The 22519-nt window shown below is 45.7% G+C and carries 18 protein-coding genes and 1 tRNA gene; 13 read left to right on the top strand and 6 right to left on the bottom strand.

Annotation, left to right across the window (positions count from 1 at the left end; translation table 11 throughout):
* Positions 1 to 36: 36 nt before the first annotated feature.
* Together CIK98_RS07165 and CIK98_RS07160 are read right to left on the bottom strand one after the other, a co-directional pair.
* On the bottom strand, positions 37 to 645 hold the full coding sequence (locus CIK98_RS07165; protein WP_094383580.1) for an FKBP-type peptidyl-prolyl cis-trans isomerase: 609 nt from the start codon (positions 643 to 645) through the stop codon (positions 37 to 39).
* On the bottom strand, positions 645 to 2186 hold the full coding sequence (locus CIK98_RS07160; RefSeq protein ID WP_094383579.1) for a glycine--tRNA ligase: 1542 nt from the start codon (positions 2184 to 2186) through the stop codon (positions 645 to 647). Before CIK98_RS07160 ends, CIK98_RS07165 begins: the two co-directional genes overlap by 1 nt.
* A 137-nt stretch (positions 2187 to 2323) precedes the next feature.
* Here CIK98_RS07160 and CIK98_RS07155 point away from each other — a divergent pair, with 137 nt between their 5' ends.
* The 4 genes from CIK98_RS07155 (at position 2324) to CIK98_RS07140 (ending at position 6979) form a co-directional block, all read left to right on the top strand.
* A complete protein-coding gene (locus CIK98_RS07155) occupies positions 2324 to 5032 on the top strand; it encodes a DNA gyrase/topoisomerase IV subunit A (RefSeq protein ID WP_094383578.1) in 2709 nt (902 codons plus the stop codon).
* Positions 5022 to 5816, top strand: coding sequence for a DUF3316 domain-containing protein (locus CIK98_RS07150; protein WP_094383577.1), 795 nt, complete (start codon positions 5022 to 5024; stop codon positions 5814 to 5816). The genes CIK98_RS07155 and CIK98_RS07150 overlap by 11 nt, the downstream gene beginning before the upstream one ends.
* The gene (locus tag CIK98_RS07145; RefSeq protein ID WP_094383576.1) at positions 5813 to 6829 is read left to right on the top strand and encodes a S41 family peptidase; all 1017 of its coding nucleotides are present in this window, start codon (positions 5813 to 5815) and stop codon (positions 6827 to 6829) included. The genes CIK98_RS07150 and CIK98_RS07145 overlap by 4 nt, the downstream gene beginning before the upstream one ends.
* A gap of 68 nt (positions 6830 to 6897) precedes the next feature.
* Positions 6898 to 6979: transfer RNA gene (locus CIK98_RS07140), tRNA-Leu, on the top strand.
* Positions 6980 to 7079: 100 nt separating this feature from the next.
* Here CIK98_RS07140 and CIK98_RS18050 read toward each other — a convergent pair.
* The gene (locus CIK98_RS18050; RefSeq protein WP_094383575.1) at positions 7080 to 8132 is read right to left on the bottom strand and encodes a hypothetical protein; all 1053 of its coding nucleotides are present in this window, start codon (positions 8130 to 8132) and stop codon (positions 7080 to 7082) included.
* Positions 8133 to 8245: 113 nt separating this feature from the next.
* Positions 8246 to 9160 carry an Rpn family recombination-promoting nuclease/putative transposase gene (locus CIK98_RS07130; RefSeq protein ID WP_094383574.1) on the bottom strand — a complete coding sequence of 305 codons (915 nt, stop codon included), beginning with the start codon at positions 9158 to 9160 and terminating at the stop codon, positions 8246 to 8248.
* A 756-nt stretch (positions 9161 to 9916) separates the two neighbouring features.
* Here CIK98_RS07130 and era point away from each other — a divergent pair.
* Genes era through CIK98_RS07115 form a run of 3 tightly spaced genes read left to right on the top strand, consistent with a single transcriptional unit; the run spans position 9917 to position 12584 of the window.
* Positions 9917 to 10798 (top strand): GTPase Era, encoded by an 882-nt coding sequence (gene era / locus CIK98_RS07125; protein WP_094383573.1) that lies wholly within the window; start codon positions 9917 to 9919, stop codon positions 10796 to 10798.
* 58 nt (positions 10799 to 10856) lie between these two features.
* Complete coding sequence (der, locus tag CIK98_RS07120) at positions 10857 to 12170, top strand: ribosome biogenesis GTPase Der (RefSeq protein WP_094383572.1); 1314 nt, start codon at positions 10857 to 10859, stop codon at positions 12168 to 12170.
* Between the two features lie 27 nt (positions 12171 to 12197).
* Positions 12198 to 12584, top strand: a complete 387-nt coding sequence (locus CIK98_RS07115) for a hypothetical protein (RefSeq protein ID WP_094383571.1) — start codon at positions 12198 to 12200, stop codon at positions 12582 to 12584.
* Between the two features lie 2 nt (positions 12585 to 12586).
* Here CIK98_RS07115 and CIK98_RS07110 read toward each other — a convergent pair whose 3' ends face one another.
* Positions 12587 to 13348 (bottom strand): ABC transporter ATP-binding protein, encoded by a 762-nt coding sequence (locus CIK98_RS07110; protein WP_094383570.1) that lies wholly within the window; start codon positions 13346 to 13348, stop codon positions 12587 to 12589.
* A gap of 12 nt (positions 13349 to 13360) precedes the next feature.
* Entirely contained in the window at positions 13361 to 14110 is a 750-nt protein-coding gene (locus tag CIK98_RS07105) for an ABC transporter permease (protein WP_094383569.1), read from the bottom strand.
* 196 nt (positions 14111 to 14306) lie between these two features.
* Here CIK98_RS07105 and lptB point away from each other — a divergent pair, with 196 nt between their 5' ends.
* From lptB to guaB, 6 genes are all read left to right on the top strand, one after another.
* Positions 14307 to 15092, top strand: a complete 786-nt coding sequence (lptB, locus tag CIK98_RS07100; RefSeq protein WP_094383568.1) for an LPS export ABC transporter ATP-binding protein — start codon at positions 14307 to 14309, stop codon at positions 15090 to 15092.
* A 155-nt stretch (positions 15093 to 15247) separates the two neighbouring features.
* A complete protein-coding gene (gene tig, locus CIK98_RS07095; RefSeq protein ID WP_094383567.1) occupies positions 15248 to 16612 on the top strand; it encodes a trigger factor in 1365 nt (454 codons plus the stop codon).
* 125 nt (positions 16613 to 16737) lie between these two features.
* Positions 16738 to 17415 (top strand): ATP-dependent Clp endopeptidase proteolytic subunit ClpP, encoded by a 678-nt coding sequence (gene clpP, locus CIK98_RS07090; protein ID WP_094383566.1) that lies wholly within the window; start codon positions 16738 to 16740, stop codon positions 17413 to 17415.
* A gap of 6 nt (positions 17416 to 17421) precedes the next feature.
* A complete protein-coding gene (clpX, locus tag CIK98_RS07085) occupies positions 17422 to 18645 on the top strand; it encodes an ATP-dependent Clp protease ATP-binding subunit ClpX (protein WP_094383565.1) in 1224 nt (407 codons plus the stop codon).
* Positions 18646 to 18686: 41 nt separating this feature from the next.
* Entirely contained in the window at positions 18687 to 20852 is a 2166-nt protein-coding gene (recQ, locus tag CIK98_RS07080) for a DNA helicase RecQ (protein ID WP_094383564.1), read from the top strand.
* 78 nt (positions 20853 to 20930) lie between these two features.
* On the top strand, positions 20931 to 22418 hold the full coding sequence (guaB, locus tag CIK98_RS07075; RefSeq protein WP_094383563.1) for an IMP dehydrogenase: 1488 nt from the start codon (positions 20931 to 20933) through the stop codon (positions 22416 to 22418).
* Positions 22419 to 22519 lie beyond the last annotated feature (101 nt).

The following is a 22519-nucleotide window of genomic DNA, read 5'->3' as shown; positions in this document are numbered from 1 at the left end:
GAATAAAAAACGCAGGCTTCATAGCCCGCGTTTTTTTTATTCCTTGCTCCAGAAGTCTTGAAGTATCATCTTGTAAATTAGAGTAGAGTATCCAGGTATGGAACTGCTTCCTGTTGCACCATATCCAAGTTGGTATGGCATGTATACTTCCCATACGTCGCCGCGTCTCATATATTGTAGCGCAGTGGTGAATCCGTCAATCATTCCACCGCCCACCAAAAATCTTGCCGCAACTGCCACGTCATTGTCAAATGGCTCATTATAGGAAGAGTCAAACACGATGCCGTTAGGATAAGATGTGGATGGTAGTGCCCAAACCTTGTAGTGTACAGCCACCGAATCTGTGTATAATGGTGAGGCTGTCTCGTTTTGCGGTGCGCTTTCCAACACGTGTACAATGATATAGTCGCTATTGGAAATGTAGTCACCTTCCGTTTTCGACCATTTTAGTATGCGTTTCCAATCGGTACGTCCACTGCTGATAAGTTTTTGTACGGAGTCGGTAAGGTTGTCGAAGTATGTCTCGTTTCGAACCTGCCAGTCGGGAAATTCTTCAACAACACCGTCATCCTCACTGCATGAGGTCATAGCCACGCAGGCTATGACCATCATCAGCAGAGTATAGATTATTTTATGTATATACATTATTGTAACTTCTTTAACAGGCTTGCTATGCTCACCTTGTCCTCGATGATAGAGTTAAGTTCTGAAATTGGCACACGTTCTTGCTCCATGGTGTCGCGGAAGCGTAGTGTGACGCAATTGTCCTTGAGAGTGTCGTGGTCGACAGTTACGCAATAAGGTGTACCGATAGCGTCCTGACGGCGATATCGCTTGCCGATGGAGTCCTTCTCGTCATACTGGCAGTTGAAGTGGAACTTCAAGTCGTTGATTATCTCACGTGCCTTTTCAGGCAGTCCGTCTTTCTTCACTAATGGCATCACGGCGAGTTTTACCGGAGCGAGAGCTGCTGGCAATTTGAGTACCACGCGTGTCTCGCCATTCTCCAACTTCTCCTCTTCGTAGGCGTGACACATGATAGAGAGGAACATACGGTCGACACCGATTGATGTCTCAATCACATACGGAGTGTAGCTCTCGTTGGTCTGTGGGTCGAAGTACTTGATGCTCTTGCCTGAGAATTTCTCATGTTGTGAAAGGTCGAAATTGGTGCGGCTATGGATGCCTTCCACCTCTTTGAAACCAAACGGCATCTTGAACTCTATGTCGGTGGCGGCGTTGGCGTAGTGGGCAAGCTTGTCGTGGTCGTGGAAACGGTAATTCTCAGCGCCGAAGCCTAGAGCCTGGTGCCATGCCATACGTGTTTGCTTCCACTTCGGGAACCATTCAAGTTCTGTGCCAGGCTTTACGAAGAACTGCATTTCCATCTGCTCAAACTCACGCATGCGGAAGATGAACTGGCGTGCCACAATCTCGTTGCGGAATGCTTTTCCTATCTGTGCAATACCGAAAGGAATCTTCATGCGGCCTGTCTTCTGTACGTTCAGATAGTTTACGAATATGCCCTGTGCGGTCTCCGGACGCAGGTAAACCTTCATAGAGGCATCAGCCGATGCCCCCATCTCGGTAGAGAACATCAAGTTGAACTGGCGAACGTCGGTCCAGTTCTTTGTTCCGCTGATGGGGTCGACTATTTCCTCGTCAAGGATAATCTGCTTAAGAGCCTCAAGGTCTGGACCCTGCATAGCCTCGGCATAACGAGCGTGGAGGGCGTCGCGCTTCTCCTTTGTCTCTTTTACGCGCTCGCTGGTCTCCATATACTTTTTCTCGTCGAAAGAGTCGCCGAAACGTTTGCGGGCTTTGGCCACTTCTTTCTGTATCTTTTCGTCATACTTGGCAATCTGGTCCTCGATAAGCACGTCGGCGCGATAGCGCTTTTTTGAATCGCGGTTGTCAATCAGAGGGTCGTTGAATGCGTCAACGTGACCGCTGGCCTTCCATATAGTAGGATGCATAAAGATGGCAGAGTCTATGCCCACGATGTTCTCATGTAGCAACACCATGCTCTTCCACCAATACTGCTTGATATTGTTTTTCAGTTCAACACCATTCTGTCCGTAGTCGTATACGGCTCCCAATCCATCATAGATATCACTACTGGGAAACACGAAACCGTATTCCTTGCAGTGTGATACAATTTTCTTAAAAACGTCTTCTTGTGCCATAATAATATGTCTATTTTCGTATTTTTGGGTGCAAAGGTAATGTATGTTTAGCGAAAAACAAAAGAAAATAACACAATATTTGCAAATTTCGTTTCTTTTTATTACTTTTGCGGCTGAAGAAATACCACATTAACCTCATGAGTGACGAAATAGACGATATTAAAGACAATAACATCATCGAAGAAGATGCTTCGCAGGAGCATTCAGACTACAAGCCTGTCAACCGGTTTGACGCATCTGTAGTTCATCATCTTAGTGGCATGTACCAGAACTGGTTTCTTGATTATGCCTCATACGTGATTCTCGAACGTGCCGTGCCACATATCGAGGATGGACTGAAGCCTGTACAGAGACGAATACTTCATTCTATGAAACGAATGGACGACGGCAGGTATAACAAAGTGGCTAACATCGTAGGACACACAATGCAGTTCCATCCGCATGGCGATGCTTCCATTGGCGACGCCTTGGTGCAGTTGGGACAGAAGGACCTGCTTGTTGACACCCAAGGTAACTGGGGCAACATTCTGACTGGCGACCGTGCTGCCGCTCCTCGATATATAGAGGCGCGCCTGTCGAAGTTTGCCATTGACACTGTGTTTAACCCCAAGACCACCGAGTGGCAGCTTAGTTACGACGGACGCAACAAAGAGCCCATTACCCTTCCTGTGAAGTTCCCGCTCCTTTTGGCACAGGGAACTGAGGGCATTGCCGTGGGACTCTCGTCGAAGATCCTGCCCCACAACTTCTGCGAGTTGTGTGATGCTGCAATATCTTATCTTCATGGAGAGCCGTTCCAGCTTTATCCTGACTTTCCTACTGGAGGCAGTATTGATGTCAGCCGGTATAATGACGGACAACGTGGCGGAGTCTTGAAGGTTAGGGCAAAGATAGAAAAACTCGACAACAAGACTCTCGTCATACGCGAGATACCTTATGGCAAAACAACAACCACGCTTATCGACTCCATTCTCAAGGCTATTGAGAAGGGAAAGATAAAAGCACGTAAGGTGGAAGACAATACTGCCGCGGAAGTTGAAATTCTCGTGCATCTTGCGCCAGGTATTTCTTCCGACAAGACTCTCGATGCGCTTTATGCCTTTTCTGACTGCGAGGTGAATATCTCGCCTAACTGTTGTGTCATTGAAAACAAGAAACCACAGTTCCTTACCGTAAGCGATGTATTGCGCCATTGTGCAGAACATACGAAAGCTTTGTTAAGAAAAGAACTTGAGATACGAAAGGCGGAACTGCTCGAACAGTTCCATTTCGCCTCGCTGGAGAAAATATTCATTGAGGAGCGTATCTATAAGGACAAGAAATTTGAGCAGGCTCCGAATGTGGATGCTGTATGCGAACATATAGATGAGCGACTTACACCATACTACCCGCAGTTTGTGCGCGAAGTGACCAAAGACGACATATTGAGGCTTCTTGAAATAAAGATGCAGCGAATATTGAAGTTCAACAAAGACAAGGCTGACGAACTCATGGCGCGCATAAAGGCTGAGATTGAGGATATAGACCATGACTTGGCCAATATGGTGGAGGTAACTGCCAACTGGTTCCAGTTCTTGAAGGACAAGTATGGCAAAGACCACCCTCGTATGACCGAGATACGCAATTTCGACACTATTGAGGCCACTACTGTAGTTGAGGCGAATGAAAAACTCTACATCAATCGTCAGGAAGGTTTCGTGGGAACCGGTCTGAAGAAAGACGAATACGTTTGCAATTGTTCGGATATCGACGATATTATTATCTTCTATAAAGATGGCAAGTATAAGGTCATAAAGGTAGCGGAGAAAATTTTCGTGGGAAAGAATGTGTTGCATCTTGCCGTGTTCAAAAAGAATGATAAAAGAACGATATACAACGTGGTGTATCGCGACGGAAAGAAAGGCGACTACTTTATTAAGCGTTTCAATGTCACAAGCATCACTCGTGACCGTGAATACGACCTTACCCAAGGTACACCAGGCTCTCGTGTCATATACTTTACTGCCAATCCCAATGGCGAGGCGGAGGTTATCAAGATTACCTTCGACCCGTCGGAGAAAAGGAAGGGAAGCATATTCCTCGATAAAGATTTCTCTACCATATTAATTAAAGGTAGGGCCTCGAAGGGTAATCTTCTCTCACACCAGTCTATTCACCGTATTGGCCTCAAGAGTCATGGACACTCCACGCTCGGCGGGCGCAAGGTGTGGTTCGACCCGGATGTTAACCGATTGAACTACGACGAACACGGACGTCTACTCGGAGAGTTCTTCGATGGCGACACCATTCTCGTGGTGCTATCCAACGGCGAGTACTACCAGACTAACTTCGACCCTAACAACCATTATGAGGACAATATAGCTGTTATAGAGAAATATGATGAGCACAAGGTGTGGACATGTGTCCTTTTTGACGCCGATAACGATGGATATCCATATCTAAAGCGTTTTATGATGGAACCCACGAAGCGAAAGCTAAACTATCTTGGCGATAATTCATTGAGCCGTCAGGTGTTGCTTTCCGGACAGGTTTATCCACGCATAAAAGTTACTTTTGGCGGCAACGATGCCTTCCGTGACCCAATGGAAATTGATGCCGAACAGTTCATTGCCGTTAAGGGCTTTAAGGCCAAGGGCAAGCGAATCAGCACATGGCAGATTGAGTCGATTGAGGAACTCGAACCATTGCGCTTTCCGGAAGAGACTAAAGAACCGTCCGACAATCCCGACGACACTGGGGATGACGGACCAGATGACGCGTCTACTGACCCTGATGCCGGAAAAAGTGAGCAACAGGTGCGTGATGAGATAACAGGACAACTTAATCTTTTCCCAGATGGCTTCTAAGCTTTTCATTTTATTCTTCTTCTCATTGCTTTCGTCAACATTTGTGGTGGCTCAGTCAGAGAGGAAAACTACAAATATGATAGGTGTAGGGCCCACAGAAGTCTATGATACCTATTTGTCCCAGGAGCATTTCAGCGGCACAGGGCTTTCTTTCCTTTCCACCGTGCAAGGTGTTAAGGCGGAAAGGTGTTGGTCCACTCTCATAGAGCACCAGGCGCATCTCGCTACACTTTCCGACCGTAGCGACGACAGTAATGAACTTGCAGGCGACTATACGTTCTTCATAGGCCGTCTGCGTGCTTTCTCACTCCTGCCTTCAATAACCATAGAGGCAGGAGGCATGATTGCTGCCAATGTGGGATTTATCTACAACATGTCTAATGGTAATAACCCGGCACAGGCACGTGTCTCGCTAAATGTCCAGCCTATGGTAGCCGCCACATGGCGTTTCTCTGTCTTCAGACGGCATGCTGCCTTGCGTTATGAAACCCAACTGCCCCTGTTGGGCATAATGTTCAGCCCCAATTTTGGACAGTCATATTATGAGATATTCTCACGTGGCAACTACGATCATAACATCGTTCCAACTACCTTTGTCTGTGCACCGAATATGCGTCACCAACTGATGGCCGATATAAATGTAGGCCCGCATACAACCGTGCGCTTTGGCTATCTCGGCGATTTCCAGCAGTCGAAGGTAAACAATCTTAAGTCTCACGTCTATTCCAACCATTTTATGATTGGATTCGTGAAACATTTCACCATTACAAACCATCGCCCATGAAACACTCCGCTTTCCTTTCCCTTCTCCTCACCATCTTACCGTTGTCATTCATATCCTGTGTCGACGACCCTGAATATGCTGGCACTCCCGAAGGCAATTTCGATGCCTTATGGCACATTATCGATGAGCATTACTGCTTTTTCGATTATAAGGGCGAGCAGTATGGACTCGACTGGAACGAGGTCTACAACCGTTATAGGGTGCGTGTAGACAATACGCTCTCGCGCGACCACCTCTTTGAGATATGCGCCGATATGCTCAGCGAACTCCGCGACGGACATGTCAACCTATCCTCTTCTCATGACATGGCACGCTATTGGAGCTGGCACGAGTCATTTCCTGCTAACTTCAGTGATACACTACAGCGCCGTTATCTCGGTACCGACTATAAGATAGCGGCTGGAATAAAATACCGCATTCTTGATGACAACATAGGTTATATCTACTATGGCAGCTTCAACAGCGGGGTGGGAGAGGGCAACCTTGACGATGTTCTCATGGACCTAATCCTGTGCCGCGGACTTATCATCGACATACGTGACAACGGCGGCGGCTACCTCAACTATGCTGAGAAGTTTGCCTCCCGCTTCTTTCAAGAACCTACGCTCGTAGGCTATATATGCCATAAGACAGGCAAGGGGCACAACGACTTCTCCGAGCGCGAGGAGCAGTGGATGGAGCCTTCGTCAAACCTTCGATGGCACAAACCAGTGTGTGTGCTCACCAACCGTAGTGTCTACAGTGCTGCCAACGAGTTTGTGAAATATATGTCAGTATTGCCGAATGTCACTATAGTAGGCGACCGCACGGGAGGAGGCGGTGGCATGCCAATGAGCAGTCAGATGCCCAATGGTTGGATAGTGCGTTATTCTGCCGTGCCTTCTTACGATAGCCATGGTCAGGACATCGAGTTTGGCATTGCCCCCGATGTGCCCGCCGCCATCACCGATGCCGATTTTCTGCGTGGCTATGACACCATCATTGAATGTGCCCGTAAGCTATTAAAACAATAGAAAAATAAAAAAAACACAGATATATTTGCATATATTAAAAAAAAGCATTACCTTTGCACCCGCAAAAGGCGCCTGTGGCGAAATTGGTAGACGCGCTAGACTTAGGATCTAGTGTCTTCCGACGTGTAGGTTCGAGTCCTATCAGGCGCACTGAACAAAAAAGCCAAGTTCATGTTTGTCATGATGCTTGGCTTTTTTTTATTGTTTACAACAACATAATACAACCTTATCATTATTGTGGTTTACGGTCTTATCTGTCTATCCCCAGACTTGCAATTTGTTCTATAGGAAGTTTTGTCATTTCCGCAATTTGTTCAACAGGTATTCCTGCCGTCTTCATAGCTTTGGCTGAAAAAAGCAAGGCAGCGCGTTGCTCTTCCAACTGAGCCGACTGCTCTTCCAACTGAGCCGACTGCTCTTCCAACTGAGCCGACTGCTCTTCCAACTGAGCCGACTGCTCTTCCAACTGAGCCGACTGCTCTTCCAACTGAGCCGACTGCTCTTCCAACTGAGCGTCTTGCTCGGCAATCCTTTGGTCACGCTTCATAATGGCAGTGTCACGTGTTTCAATGGCTGAGAAATATTCGTCCTCAACGTTCATGTCCTGACGCAACTTGCTGTCCGAGGCCGCGGCAAGAAGGCGGTGAAGGATGTGTTCCATCTCGGCATCACCTCGATAAGCGTCCTCGTCAATATTCAATACCTGACGATTGTTTCCGTCCTTGTTTGTCTGGTCAAACACACTCAGGACCTCCACGAGGCGGTTGTTCACACGGCCATGAAGAAGAGGTATCTGTACGATAATGCTGTCATGCACAAGGCTCTCGACAAACGGGTCGGGCATGCCCTTGGTAACCTCCACTCCGTCATAGTTGTATGACTTGTGGCGGACATAAAGAACCGGTTCCTCTATTTCCCCCACACGATGTCCGAGCAGGTATACCGTTATCATCGGAATGCCATAGCCGTTGGGGTTGTTGTCCTTCAGTATGTTGTCGGGATTGGCGTATTGCGTGCCGAGGTACTGGCGGAAACGCAGTGTCTCCGTCTCAAGCCAGGTCTTCTGAAGCTCTATCAACACGAGTTTCAGACTGCCGTCGTCCTGTCGCACCTTTGCGCCGAAATCGATGCGGAACATCGAAATCTTGTCGCGTGTGCCGTTGGTGTATTCATGCTTACGCATTTCAACTTCGGCCACCTCCTTCTGCAAAAGGGCTGAAAGTACAGTCTTTGCAACGCGGTTGTCCTCCATGAGGTATTTGAATACCGCGTCATATATCGGGTTCGCAATACTTATTATCATAGTCGAATATTCATTAGTTCGGTGCAAAGATAATACAAAAAAATAAATCAGCGAAGAAAATGGGGATTTATTTCTTGTTTTTTATAACTCAACTTTCCCACCATAAATATTTGCTAAAGCGATTCTATCTCATCTGCAGAAAGGCCAGTGGCAGCAATGATAGTTTCTACTGGTACCCCGAGGCGTTTGATTTTTTTGGCAATTATTAGTTTTTCCTGTTTTCTGGCTATTTCCAGTCCTTCTTCACGACCTATCCTCAGCCCTTCCTGCATCCCATCATCATAACTTGTGCTGATTACACTTTTTTGGTAACAGAGGTTGTCGAGATGGCGGAAGTAGGCGCGACGGTCTTCGGCACTCATATTGGCTATGTCAAGGCACTCAAGGGCTTCTACAAGGCCGGGGACATTGGTGTCAGAGGAAATCTCGCCGGTCTTGAGAAACTCTATCCACTCGTCGAGGGGAGTCGTGGCAATACTGTCGAAGTTGTTAACATTCAACATATAATAATTAGGGAACAAATCATCTGAATCCTTTGTTTCACCATCGTCAGACACGGTACCGAAGAACAATTCCTGCTGGTGTTTCGAGAGTTTGAGCACATCGTCGGTGTTGTGAAGGCCACGAAAAACGGTCTTTCCGTGATAAACATAGTCCTTGCCTAAATCTAAGGAGAAATATACGATGTTGACAGAATACAATTTAGCCACTTTCCCATAGTTCTGAGCTAAATTGATGTAGTCGGTTATTAACTTAGAAGTACCATACATCATGCGGTGGTAATAAGATAGCTCACGGAAGTTCTGTATCTCGAAGATGGTGAGTTCGCCACGGTCGCTCTCTGCAAGAATGTCGACACGGTTGAACTTGTCCTCTTCGTCAGTCTGATTGCCTTCGCTCTCAAGGAACTTCACTATCGTGAACTTCTCGCCGAGAAGAGCCGTCATCAGTCCCTCAAGCACAGCATGGTTTGCCTTGTCGCGAAGCATGCGCTTCATAGCCCAGTCAAATCGTATATAGTTTGCCATAATCGTCAATAATTGCGAGTATTGTGGAGCAAAACATTGTTTCTTGCTGCAAAAGTAATAATAAATAAACTAACACACAAGCATTTAAGATTTTTTAATCCGACTTGATTCAAATTAATCCTATATTCTTATGAGTTGTTCAGATGTCCTGCTTCAACTTTTAGTATAATGATTATCTCTTGTGGTGAGATACATTTTTCATTTGCATGAATTTATCTATTCTTCTTTATAAACCACTGATAATAAAGATAAATCGGAATATTTCGTGTTGCTTTTGGTCGTAAGATAAGCATAAGGGAGATGTGTGAGATGATATATTAATTTAATTAGTAATATTTACACGATTTTAACTTTGTTTTTTTTGATTAAAGACGATGAGGTGCAGATTGATTAATGGTGAAGACAGGACTGAGTGTTACGTTTGCTGCCAATATTGAAATGTTGTATATGAGACGTAAAAAACTATGAAAATGGTTTAATATACAGTCTTGGCAGTATATTTATTCATTTGAATATAGACTTACACCGACTTTGGTATAGAGTCACAGCGGAGGCAGAGTGGAGGCAGAGCCTACCTGAAGTATACCCGCACCCTTGGGATTTTGTATTCGAAATGTGTATTTTTATGCAAAAAGTAACAATGGAATTAGAAATAGAAGATATGGGGTATAAGACTATGGGTAGTTAATTATACTTAAATAGTTTGGTATTCCATAAAATAATGTGTAATTTTGCGCAACTAATTTAATTCGTAACATGCATAAGGCAGGATTTGTAAATATCGTGGGTAATCCCAACGTGGGAAAATCGACACTGATGAACCAATTGGTGGGCGAGCGTATCAGCATCGCCACATTCAAGGCTCAGACCACTCGACATAGGATTATGGGTATAGTTAACCGGGACGACATGCAGATAGTGTTCTCTGATACTCCCGGTGTACTGAAGCCAAACTATAAACTTCAGGAGTCGATGCTGGCTTTCTCCGAGTCGGCATTGACAGATGCAGACATTCTCCTCTATGTCACTGACGTTGTAGAGAATCCTGAAAAAAACATCGATTTCCTTGAGAAGGTGGGACGCATGGATGTGCCAGTGCTGCTGTTGATAAACAAGATAGACGAGAGCGACCAGAAAACTCTTGGTGATATTGTAGAGAAATGGCACGGGTTGCTGCCAAAGGCTGAGATACTTCCCATATCGGCCAAGAACAAGTTTGGCATAGACATGCTTCTGAAACGCATCTACGATCTTTTGCCGGAATGTCCTCCATATTTTGACAAAGACCAGCTTACCGACAAGCCTGCGCGATTTTTTGTAAGTGAGATTATACGCGAAAAAATCCTTCTTTACTACGACAAGGAGATACCATACTCGGTAGAGGTGAGGGTAGACAGATTCAAGGAGGAGCAGAAACTGATAAGGATTAATGCCGTGATATATGTGGAACGGGAGTCGCAAAAAGGTATCATCATAGGACATCAGGGATTTGCACTGAAAAAAGTGTCTACGGAAAGTCGTAAGGCATTGGAGAAATTCTTTGGAAAACCAATATTCCTCGAGATATTTGTAAAGGTGGACAAAGACTGGCGCAGCTCGGAGAAAGAGCTCAACAGCTTTGGATATAATCCGGAATAGAGTAGAGAGTATTCTTGATAAAAAACTTAAACGTAGAAAAGAATAATAATTTAAATATATGGCAAATTTAGTAGCTATTGTAGGACGTCCGAACGTGGGTAAGTCTACTCTGTTTAACAGACTGACGAAAACGAGAAAGGCGATAGTCAGCGATGAAGCTGGCACCACGCGTGACCGCCAGTATGGCAAATGCGAGTGGAACGGAAGGGAGTTTTCCGTAGTGGATACTGGAGGATGGGTGGTAAACTCTGATGACATTTTTGAAGAAGAAATAAGAAAGCAAGTGATAATAGCAACGGAGGAGGCCGACCTGGTGCTTTTCCTTGTGGATGTCATGAACGGACTGACAGACTGGGACGAGGATGTTGCGCAAATACTGAGGCGCACGAAACTCCCCGTGATACTTGTGGCAAATAAAACAGACAACAACACTCAGCAGTACTATGCCGCTGAGTTCTATAAGCTGGGGTTGGGCGACCCGTTCTGCATTAGCGCCGCCACAGGTAGCGGCACCGGCGACCTTCTCGACGAGGTGCTGGGCAGGCTGAAGAAAGATACGGGCGAAACGCTTGAGGAAGGCATACCACGCTTTGCCGTTGTAGGACGACCGAATGCCGGCAAGAGTAGCATCATCAACGCTTTTATTGGCGAGGATCGTAACATTGTTACGGAGATAGCCGGTACTACTCGCGACAGCATCTATACGCGCTATGATAAGTTTGGCTTCGACTTCTATCTCGTAGACACCGCAGGAATACGCCGTAAGAACAAAGTGACGGAAGACCTTGAGTTCTACTCCGTGATGCGTTCCATACGCTCTATCGAGAACAGCGACGTGTGCATACTTATGCTTGACGCTACACGTGGTATTGAGTCACAGGATATGAATATTTTCCAACTCATTCAGAAGAACAACAAGAGTCTTGTGGTAGTAGTGAACAAATGGGACTTGGTGGAAGACAAGACTCAGAAGGTGATAGACACATTCGAGACGGCTATACGCCAACGCATGGCTCCATTTACGGACTTCCCGATAATTTTTGCATCCGCTCTCACCAAACAACGCATATTCAAGGTGCTGGAAACGGCAAAGGACGTATATCTGCACCGCACGGCAAAAATAGGAACAACGAAGCTCAACGAGACTATGCTCCCGCTCATTGAAGCCTATCCGCCACCATCTATCAAGGGTAAATACATAAAGATTAAATATTGTTCGCAAGTGCCTAACACACAGATACCTTCATTTGTGTTTTATGCAAATCTCCCACAGTATATCAAGGAGCCATACAAGCGTTTCCTTGAGAATAAGATACGTGAGAACTGGAACCTTAGCGGAACACCGATAAATATCTTCATCCGCCAGAAGTAAGAAGGATAAAACGAGAAGACTTTTCGTATGAGAAATATTTTATTTTGTGCAGCCTTTGGCCTTTTGGCCATGGGCTGCTCTGATAAGGATCCAAGGGATATGGCTGCCGAGGCTGCCAAAGCCTATTACGACAGTCTGATGGCCGGTGGATATGGCTTTTTTGTTGATGGAGTATACCGTTCCGACTCCATCCCCTCTTCTTACCGTGACCAGTTGGTGGTAAATGCCAAGATGTATGTATACGAGTTGAAGGAAGAGCATAATGGGGTAAACGACATTCGCATAGTAAGGTCGTCGGCCGACTCAGTGAGTAAGGTGACCAATGTGTTTCTCATGCTATGTTTCGGCGACAGCGTGAATGAGGAAATTGTAGTTCCTATGGTAGAAAAAGACGGGAAGTGGCTTATGAAATGAGCCTAACTTCCCGTAATACTTTTTTTCATCTTCTTCAGCAGGTCGCTGGCGAAGATGAAGTCGGTGAGCAGTTGGTTGGTGGAGGTCATGATGTCCTTGCTTTCCCCGCGCCATTCCAAGTGGCCTTGGTATATGAATATTATCGACTCGCCAATACCCATTACGGAGTTCATGTCGTGGGTGTTGATAATGGTGGTGATGTTGTATTCGTGGGTGATGCTATGCAACAGTTCGTCGATGACGAGTGATGTCTTTGGGTCAAGACCTGAGTTTGGCTCGTCGCAGAAGAGGTATTTAGGATTTAGCGCTATGGCTCTTGCAATGGCCACACGCTTCTGCATGCCTCCTGATATTTCTCCAGGAAACTTTGTCTCGGCATCTATAAGGTTTACTCTGTCAAGACAGGTCTGAGCCCTTTTCACTCGCTCCCGATAGTTCATGTTTGAGAACATGTCGAGCGGGAACATGACATTTTCGAGCACTGTCATGGAGTCGAACAATGCTGCCGACTGGAATATCATTCCCATCTCCCGTCGCAGTTCTATCTTCTCGCGCTTCGACATGGTCACAAAGTCTCGTCCGTCGTATAGCACCTGCCCAGACGTGGGATCGAGCAGACCAACGAGGTTTTTCATCAGTACGGTCTTTCCCGAACCACTTTGTCCGATAATGAGATTTGTTCTCCCGTTCTCAAAAGTAGCCGATATGTTTTTGAGTACTTCTTTTTCCTCAAACGACTTGCAAAGGTTCTTTATTTCAATCATACTCCGTTTTTTCTAAACACTCAACAACTGCGTCAAGAAGACGTCGCTACATAGAATGAGCACCGAGGAGCAAACCACAGCGTCGGTACTCGCCTTGCCAACATTCACCGAACCACCTTCGACGTTATATCCGAAGAACGAGGGTACGCTGGAGATGATGAAGGCAAAGAAAAGACTCTTGATGATGCTCATCCACACAAACCAGGGGTTGAAGGCATGCTGAAGACCGGCGGTAAGGTCATCGGGCGATAACACATGGCCTATGTATGCCGTGGCATAAGCGCCGAGGATGCCTGTGGCGGAACTGAATATCACAAGAAAAGGCATGATGGTGATAAGGCCGAGAATCTTCGGCAGTATCAGGTAGCATGCAGAGTTCACTCCCATTATGTCAAGAGCGTCAATCTGTTGTGTTACGCGCATTGTGCCTATTTCGGAAGCGATATTTGACCCTACCTTACCAGCCAAGATAAGGCACATGATAGATGAAGAGAACTCGAGAAGCAATATCTCTCGTGTGGTATATCCTGTTACCCAACGCGGCATCCAAGGACTCTGTATGTTAAGCTTCATCTGTATGCATATCACCGCTCCAATGAAAAACGAGATGAGAAGCACAATGCCTATAGAGTTGACACCAAGCTGGGCCATCTCTTTCACATATTCCTTTATGAACATGCGCATACGTTCCGGACGCTGGAATGTCCTGCCCATAAGAATCAGGTAACGTCCGAGTGTGTTAAGCCATTTGTTTATCAACATAATATTATTTCTTCGTTATGGTTTATCAAAATTTGATACGTTTTCGCTTGCAAAGATATACAAAAGATGTGAGAAACTCATAATAAAGATGCAGTTTTTTAGTTTATTTATTGAAAAAGTACTGAAAAAATGGGAGTAAAGGGATTGTAGATGGAAAAAAAGCAGTACCTTTGCCACAAAATTTCAGATAATCGACATGGACGAGACAACAAATAACGAAACTGGCATGGTGCTGCGCACCGAAGGCTTGGTGAAGCGCTATGGAAAGCGCACAGTGGTGAACGACGTTTCGATAAACGTGAAGCAAGGAGAAATAGTCGGACTGTTAGGCCCTAATGGTGCCGGCAAGACGACGTCATTTTATATGACCACAGGACTTATTGTGCCCAATGCCGGCCACATATATCTCGACGACCTGGAAATCACAAAGTTTCCTGTTTACAAGCGTGCGCGTGCCGGTATCGGATACCTTGCGCAAGAAGCGAGCGTGTTCAGGAAAATGAGTGTGGAAGACAATATCATGTCGGTGCTGGAAATGACGGGCAAACCTCGTGATTACCAACGGGAAAAACTTGAAAGTTTGATAAAGGAGTTCCGACTGCAGAAGGTGCGCAAGAACAAAGGCGACCAGCTCTCAGGCGGTGAGCGCCGACGTACGGAAATAGCCCGTTGTCTTGCCATCGACCCGAAATTCATCATGTTAGATGAGCCTTTCGCAGGTGTCGACCCCATTGCGGTGGAAGACATCCAGCAGATAGTGTGGAAACTTAAGGACCGTAACATCGGCATTCTCATAACCGACCATAACGTACAGGAGACACTCAGTATTACCGACCGGGCATATCTTCTATTCGAAGGCAAGATATTGTTTCAGGGAAGTCCGGAGGAACTTGCTGAAAACAAAATTGTAAGAGAGAAGTATCTCAGCAACAGTTTCGTTCTCAGAAAGAAAGAGTTTCAGAGGGAGGAGAGTAAAGATTAAAAATTTAAAGAATTAAAAAATTAAAAATTAAAGATTAAAGGTAGAAAAATATTGGATAAAGAGTTAAAAATAGAAAAAAAGTTGGCTGTTACACCTTTTATATGTATCTTTGCAGCCCAAAATGTGATTACAAACAAAATAATAGATAATAACAAATGAATATTTCATTCGAAAACCCCGACAAAGTCAATGGCGTACTGACACTGACCATTGAGAAAGACGACTATCAGGCAGAAGTAGACAAGACTCTTAAGGATTACCGTAAAAAGGCTAATGTACCTGGTTTCCGCGTAGGACAGGCTCCTATCGGACTCATCAAGCGCCAGTTTGGTGCATCGGTAAAGGCCGACGTAGTAAACAAACTCATCGGCAAGAACCTTAACGATTACATTAAAGACAATAATATCGACATGCTCGGCGAGCCGTTGGCAAATGCCAACCAGGTGCCACAGGACCTCGAAGCTGATGGTCCATACACCTTCATATTCGACATCGCTGTAGCTCCCGAGTTCAAAATAGAGCTTACAGCCGACGATAGCATAGACTACTATGATATTGACGTTGACGACAAACTCGTTAGCCAGCAGGTAGAGATGTTCCAGTCGCGTGCAGGCCACTACGACAAGGTTGAAGAATACGATGGTTCACAAAACGATATGCTAAAGGGTGATCTCCGCGAACTTGATGCTGACGGCAATGCCAAGGAAGATGGTATCGTGGTTGAGGCTGCAGTGCTTATGCCAGAATATATAAAGGTTGACGACCAGCGTGCATTGTTCGACGGCGCAAAGCTCGGTAGCGTTATCACCTTCAACCCCAAGAAGGCATATCCTGAAAGCAACGCAGAGATAAAGTCGCTGCTGAAGATTGACGATGCCAAGGCAGAGGAACTGACTTCAGACTTTACATTCCTCGTGACAGAGATTTCACGCTATACAAAGGCTGAGGTAAACCAAGAACTGTTCGACCAGATTTATGGTAAGGACAACGTGAAGGACGAAGCAGACTTCCGTCAGAAGATAGCTGAGGGCATAAAGAACCAGCTGAAGAGCGATACAGACTACAAGTTCCTCCTCGACGTGCGCGCATACGCAGAAAATAAGGTTGGAGAACTGACATTCCCCAATGAATTGTTGAAGCGCATCATGCTCAACAACAACCAGGAGAAAGGCGAGGCATTCGTAAATGAGCATTTCGATGCAAGCATCAAGGAACTGAAGTGGAGCCTTATCAAAAACCAGCTTGTGAAGGCTGCCGAGATAAAGATTGAAGATGCAGACGTGAAAGCTGTAGCCGTTGAGGCAGCACGCATCCAGTTTGCACAGTATGGTATGAACAACGTACCAGAGGAGTATCTTGAGAAGTATGCTAACGACATGCTGAAGGACAAGAACTACATAGACAATCTCGTTGAACGCGCTATTGATGTCAAACTTGCAGATGCAGTGAAAAAAGTGGTTAAATTGAACCAAAAAACCATCTCATTGGACGATTTCAACAAGATGATGCAAGAAAAATAAGGTTTTTTTGAAAAAAAACCTCTAAAAAATAGAGGTTATCGACTTTTTTTATTAACTTTGTTCCACGAACGAGTATAAGAGGGTCGATAACCTCTATTTTTATACCATATTTATATATATAAGACATGAACGATTTTAGAAAGTATGCTACAAAGCATTTAGGCATTAACGGCCTTGTTTTTGACGAAGTGGTGAGCTCACAGGCTCAGTACCTTAACCCATATATTCTTGAGGAACGTCAGCTGAACGTAACTCAAATGGACGTGTTTTCACGACTGATGATGGATCGTATCATTTTCCTTGGCACACAAATAGACGACTATACAGCTAACACCCTACAGGCACAACTTCTATATCTTGACTCGGTTGACCCTGGCAAGGATGTGTCTATATATATCAATTCTCCTGGCGGAAGCGTGACAGCAGGATTAGGCATCTACGACACCATGCAGTTCATCTCAAGTGATGTGACAACAATATGCACAGGCATGGCAGCTTCAATGGCGGCCGTCTTGCTCGTGGCAGGGGCAGAGGGCAAACGCTCGGCATTGCCCCATAGCCGAGTGATGATCCATCAACCACTCGGAGGGGTGCAGGGACAGGCTTCCGACATCGAAATCGAAGCAAAAGAAATAATGAAGTTCAAGAAGGAACTTTATACGATCATATCCGAACACTCTCACACTCCGTATGAAAAGGTGTGGAAGGACTCTGACCGTAACTATTGGATGACTGCCGATGAGGCAAAGGAATACGGAATGATTGATATGGTGCTGAAAAGAAAGACAGGCGAGGAAGGATAAAGATATATGAAGAAATGTAGTTTTTGCGGTCGATCCGAGTCACAGGTAAGCCTAATGGTCACCGGCATCAATGGATGCATCTGCGACAATTGTATTCAACAGGCCTATTCCATCATGGAGTCACAAATGCAGTCGCAGTCTAACAAAAAAGACAACGACAAAGGTCTTAAGCAGAAGAGAATACCTAAGCCTGCCAAGATAAAAGAATATCTCGACCAGTATGTAATAGGTCAGGACGAAGCGAAGAAGTACCTTTCTGTTGCAGTGTACAACCACTACAAGCGTTTGCAGCAACCCGACGACGATAGCGGTGTAGAGATAGAGAAAAGCAACATCATAATGGTTGGAAGCACCGGCACCGGAAAGACACTCTTGGCACGCACAATCGCGAAGTTGCTCGATGTGCCGTTCACTATTGTCGACGCCACAGTGTTCACTGAGGCCGGATATGTGGGTGAAGACGTGGAAAGTATTCTCTCAAGACTGCTACAGGTGGCCGACTTCAATGTGGAAGCGGCACAGAGGGGTATCGTTTTCATCGACGAGATAGACAAGATAGCTCGAAAAGGCGACAACCCATCGATAACACGCGACGTAAGCGGAGAGGGTGTGCAACAGGGATTATTGAAACTTCTTGAGGGAACCATGGTCAACGTGCCGCCAAAGGGTGGACGTAAGCATCCCGATCAGGATTACATTCATGTGGATACCCGAAACATTCTTTTTATTTGCGGTGGTGCCTTCGATGGTATTGAGACGAAGATTGCTCAGCGCATGAACACACATACCGTCGGTTACAACTCTGTACAGAATGTAAGGAAGATTGACAAGAAGGATATCATGAAATATGTAGTGCCACAAGACTTGAAGTCGTTCGGACTCATACCGGAGATCATCGGACGTATGCCAGTGCTTACATATCTCAATCCACTTGACAAGGAAGCCTTGGCAAAGATTCTCGTCGAGCCAAAAAACTCCATTATCAAGCAATATAAGAAACTGATGGAAATGGACGGTATAGAATTGACATTTAGCCAGGATGCTCTTGACGTGATTGTAGACAAGGCGGTGGAATACAAACTCGGTGCCCGCGGACTACGCTCAATAGTTGAAAGCATAATGACCGATGCCATGTTTGAACTACCTTCGAAGAGAGTAAAGAAATTTGAGATTACAGCCGATTATGCAAAGCAACAACTTGAGAAATCAAGGTTGCAGAATGTAGGATGACGGCTGCCCCTAAATATCATTGAAGATATAAATGTGAAAATATGAATCTAACCGCAGAATTGAAGAAATATTTCGGCTTTGACAAGTTCAAAGGCGATCAGGAAGCTATAGTACGCAACGTACTTGAAGGCCGTGACACTTTCGTACTCATGCCTACAGGCGGAGGAAAGTCTTTGTGCTACCAATTGCCATCACTGCTAATGGAAGGTACGGCCATCGTCATTTCTCCACTCATAGCACTCATGAAAAATCAAGTCGACTTTATGAATGGACTGAGCGAGGAGGAAGGTGTGGCACACTACCTTAACTCATCGCTCAACAAGGCTGCTATTGACCGCGTGAAAAAAGACATCGTGAGCGGCAAGACAAAGTTGCTTTATGTAGCTCCTGAATCGCTGACTAAAGAAGACAATGTCGAGTTTCTGAAGACTGTGAAAATATCATTCTATGCCGTTGACGAGGCTCATTGTATATCAGAATGGGGACATGACTTCAGACCAGAATACCGACGCATACGTCCAATAGTCAATGAGATAGGCCAAGCTCCTGTTATAGCACTCACCGCCACTGCCACCGACAAGGTTCGTACCGACATAAAGAAAAACCTTGGTATCGTGGAGGCCGATGAGTTCAAAAGCTCGTTCAATCGTCCTAACTTATATTATGAGATACGTTCGAAGACAAAGGATGTTGACAAAGATATTATTAAGTTCATAAGACAACATTCTGGAAAGAGCGGCATCATCTATTGTCTGTCAAGGAAAAAGGTGGAAGAACTTGCGGCCATATTGAAAGCTAACGATATAAAAGCAGCCGCATATCATGCCGGCCTTGACTCCAATACAAGATCGCAAACCCAGGACGATTTCCTTATGGAACGCATCGACGTGATTGTGGCGACCATAGCTTTCGGAATGGGAATAGACAAGCCTGACGTGCGCTTCGTGATTCACTATGACATACCGAAAAGCCTGGAAGGATACTATCAGGAAACAGGCAGGGCCGGACGCGACGGAGGAGAAGGCATCTGCTTGGCGTTCTATAGCTATAAGGACCTTCAAAAGCTCGACAAGTTTATGGAAGGAAAACCGGTGGCAGAACAAGACATCGGCCGACAACTGCTACAGGAGACTGCCGCATATGCAGAGACTTCCGTTTGTAGAAGAAAAATGTTGCTGCACTATTTTGGCGAGCAGTATAACAAAGACAATTGCGGCAACTGCGACAACTGTCTCCATCCACGGAAGAAGATTGAAGCTATGAACCAAATGGTCATAGCCTTGAAAGCCATTATTGCCATAAAGGAAAACTTCCGCGCTGACTATGTCGTGGATTTCATCACCGGAAAAGAAACTAATGAGATACTCGCCCACAAACACCAGAACCTTGAGGAGTTTGGCTCTGGCGAGGATGAAAACGAGAAAATCTGGAATCCACTGCTCAGACAGGCTGTCATTGCCGGTTATCTGAAGAAAGATGTGGAAAACTATGGGCTGTTGAAAATCACTTCAGACGGAAAGAAGTTCATTAAGAATCCTAAGTCGTTTGAAATCGTTGAAGACAAGGAGTTTGACGATGATTATCCAGAGGAAGGAGGCGAGACCACCAGTGCCCTCGACCCTACACTATGCGCTATGCTGCGTGACCTTCGTAAAAAGGTGTCAAAGCAAATGGAGCGTCCTCCATATGTCATATTCCAGGATGTATCCATTGACCAAATGGCCACCGACTACCCCGTGTCGTTAGAAGAACTGAAAAGCATACAGGGTGTGGGAGAGGGAAAGATAAGGCAGCCGTATGCCAAAGAATTTGTCAACTTGATAAAGAACTACTGCGAAGAAAACGATATTGTCAGACAGGCAGACCTGAGGGTGCGTACAGTGGCAAAGAAGTCTATGCTTAAGGTTAGCATCATACAAGGCATCGATCGTCAGATAGCTCTCGACGACATCGCTAACGCCAAGGGTATAGACTTTGACGAGATGCTGGACGAGGTGGAGGCTATCGTATACTCTGGAACAAAACTTAACATCGACTATTTCCTCGAGGAGGTAATGGATGAGGAACATGTAGACGATATATACGACTACTTCCTCGACTCCGACACTGATGACCTCGAAACAGCGATAGAAGAGTTGGGAGAAGACTATTCTGAAGATGAAATTCGTCTGGTAAGGATAAAGTTTATTTCTGAAATGGCAAATTAAAGTTAAAAATCTTAATAACGCTCTTTATATAAGAAAATTGTGCTAAATTTGCACGCAATAAAATAGAAAAGAACATTTATGGCATCATTTATTGCAGACAAAATCGTAATGGACGGCTTGACTTTCGATGACGTCCTGCTTATTCCGGCTTACTCTGAGGTACTGCCAAAATCGGTAGAGTTGAAAACAAAGTTCTCTCGTAATATTGAACTAAACGTGCCATTCGTCACTGCTGCCATGGACACAGTGACCGAGTCGCAGATGGCTATTGCCATAGCAAGAGAAGGCGGTATCGGAGTAATACACAAAAACATGACCATCGAGGACCAGGCACGTCATGTAGCCATTGTGAAACGTGCGGAGAATGGTATGATCTATGATCCCGTGACCATACGCCGTGGCTCTACTGTCAAGGATGCACTCGACATGATGGCTGAATACCATATCGGAGGTATACCTGTAGTGGACGAAGAAAACCATCTCGTGGGTATCGTAACCAATCGTGACTTGCGTTTCGAACGTAGGCTCGACAAGCAGGTTGACGAGATTATGTCAAAGGATAACCTCGTAACCACACATCAGCAGACCGACCTCATTGCCGCTGCACAGATTCTACAGGAGAACAAGATTGAAAAGCTCCCGGTAGTCGACAAGGACAATCATCTTGTAGGACTTATCACATATAAGGACATTACCAAGGCCAAAGACAAACCAATGGCATGCAAGGACGAGAAAGGACGTCTGCGTGTTGCGGCAGGAGTGGGTGTGACCGCTGATACACTTGACCGCATGCAGGCGCTTGTTGACGCAGGTGCTGATGCCATCATCATCGACACTGCTCACGGACATTCTAAATATGTCATCGAAAAGCTTGTCGAGGCAAAGAAATCGTTCCCGAAAGTTGACATCGTCGTTGGCAATGTGGCTACAGGTGAAGCTGCACGAATGCTCGTGGACAATGGCGCTGACGCCGTGAAGGTGGGCATCGGCCCTGGATCTATCTGCACCACACGTGTAGTGGCAGGTGTAGGAGTACCGCAACTCTCGGCCGTTTACGACGTGTATAGCGCACTGAAAGGCACAGGCATTCCACTCATCGCTGACGGTGGACTACGCTATTCTGGAGACATTGTCAAGGCACTGGCTGCAGGAGGAAGTTGCGTAATGATTGGTTCACTCGTGGCTGGAACAGAAGAAAGCCCAGGCGAGACCATTATCTTCAACGGACGTAAGTTTAAGAGCTATAGGGGAATGGGATCGCTCGAGGCCATGGAACAGAAGAACGGTTCAAAGGACCGCTACTTCCAAAGCGACACAAAGGACGTAAAGAAACTCGTGCCAGAGGGTATTGCCGGACGTGTGCCATACAAGGGCACAGTGCAGGAGGTTATCTACCAGCTTGTGGGAGGTCTGCGCTCGGGTATGGGCTATTGCGGTGCCAATGACATACAAGCGCTGCATAACGCTAAGTTCACACGCATTACCAATGCTGGCGTATTGGAGAGCCACCCACACGATATCGCAATCACTAGCGAGGCTCCTAACTACTCCCGTCCCAACGACTGATATATAGTAATGAACTTAGCTTTTATTATTTAATAAGGTTGAGCAGAAAACGAAAAATTGAAATATAGGGCGGACATGGACATCTGTGTCCGCCCACTTTG

This window comes from Prevotella sp. P2-180 (assembly GCF_002251435.1).
In the GTDB taxonomy this organism is placed as follows: domain Bacteria; phylum Bacteroidota; class Bacteroidia; order Bacteroidales; family Bacteroidaceae; genus Prevotella.
Note: the sequence above shows the minus strand (reverse complement) of the source record. Positions and strands in the feature narration are given on the sequence as shown.

Excerpts from the sequence above, each read along its gene's own strand:
- CIK98_RS07165 (WP_094383580.1), bottom strand. The coding sequence starts at position 645 with ATGTATATACATAAAATAATCTATACTCTGCTGATGATGGTCATAGCC.
- CIK98_RS07160 (WP_094383579.1), bottom strand. The coding sequence starts at position 2,186 with ATGGCACAAGAAGACGTTTTTAAGAAAATTGTATCACACTGCAAGGAA.
- CIK98_RS07155 (WP_094383578.1), top strand. The coding sequence starts at position 2,324 with ATGAGTGACGAAATAGACGATATTAAAGACAATAACATCATCGAAGAA.
- CIK98_RS07150 (WP_094383577.1), top strand. The coding sequence starts at position 5,022 with ATGGCTTCTAAGCTTTTCATTTTATTCTTCTTCTCATTGCTTTCGTCA.
- CIK98_RS07145 (WP_094383576.1), top strand. The coding sequence starts at position 5,813 with ATGAAACACTCCGCTTTCCTTTCCCTTCTCCTCACCATCTTACCGTTG.
- CIK98_RS18050 (WP_094383575.1), bottom strand. The coding sequence starts at position 8,132 with ATGATAATAAGTATTGCGAACCCGATATATGACGCGGTATTCAAATAC.
- CIK98_RS07130 (WP_094383574.1), bottom strand. The coding sequence starts at position 9,160 with ATGGCAAACTATATACGATTTGACTGGGCTATGAAGCGCATGCTTCGC.
- era (WP_094383573.1), top strand. The coding sequence starts at position 9,917 with ATGCATAAGGCAGGATTTGTAAATATCGTGGGTAATCCCAACGTGGGA.
- der (WP_094383572.1), top strand. The coding sequence starts at position 10,857 with ATGGCAAATTTAGTAGCTATTGTAGGACGTCCGAACGTGGGTAAGTCT.
- CIK98_RS07115 (WP_094383571.1), top strand. The coding sequence starts at position 12,198 with ATGAGAAATATTTTATTTTGTGCAGCCTTTGGCCTTTTGGCCATGGGC.
- CIK98_RS07110 (WP_094383570.1), bottom strand. The coding sequence starts at position 13,348 with ATGATTGAAATAAAGAACCTTTGCAAGTCGTTTGAGGAAAAAGAAGTA.
- CIK98_RS07105 (WP_094383569.1), bottom strand. The coding sequence starts at position 14,110 with ATGTTGATAAACAAATGGCTTAACACACTCGGACGTTACCTGATTCTT.
- lptB (WP_094383568.1), top strand. The coding sequence starts at position 14,307 with ATGGACGAGACAACAAATAACGAAACTGGCATGGTGCTGCGCACCGAA.
- tig (WP_094383567.1), top strand. The coding sequence starts at position 15,248 with ATGAATATTTCATTCGAAAACCCCGACAAAGTCAATGGCGTACTGACA.
- clpP (WP_094383566.1), top strand. The coding sequence starts at position 16,738 with ATGAACGATTTTAGAAAGTATGCTACAAAGCATTTAGGCATTAACGGC.
- clpX (WP_094383565.1), top strand. The coding sequence starts at position 17,422 with ATGAAGAAATGTAGTTTTTGCGGTCGATCCGAGTCACAGGTAAGCCTA.
- recQ (WP_094383564.1), top strand. The coding sequence starts at position 18,687 with ATGAATCTAACCGCAGAATTGAAGAAATATTTCGGCTTTGACAAGTTC.
- guaB (WP_094383563.1), top strand. The coding sequence starts at position 20,931 with ATGGCATCATTTATTGCAGACAAAATCGTAATGGACGGCTTGACTTTC.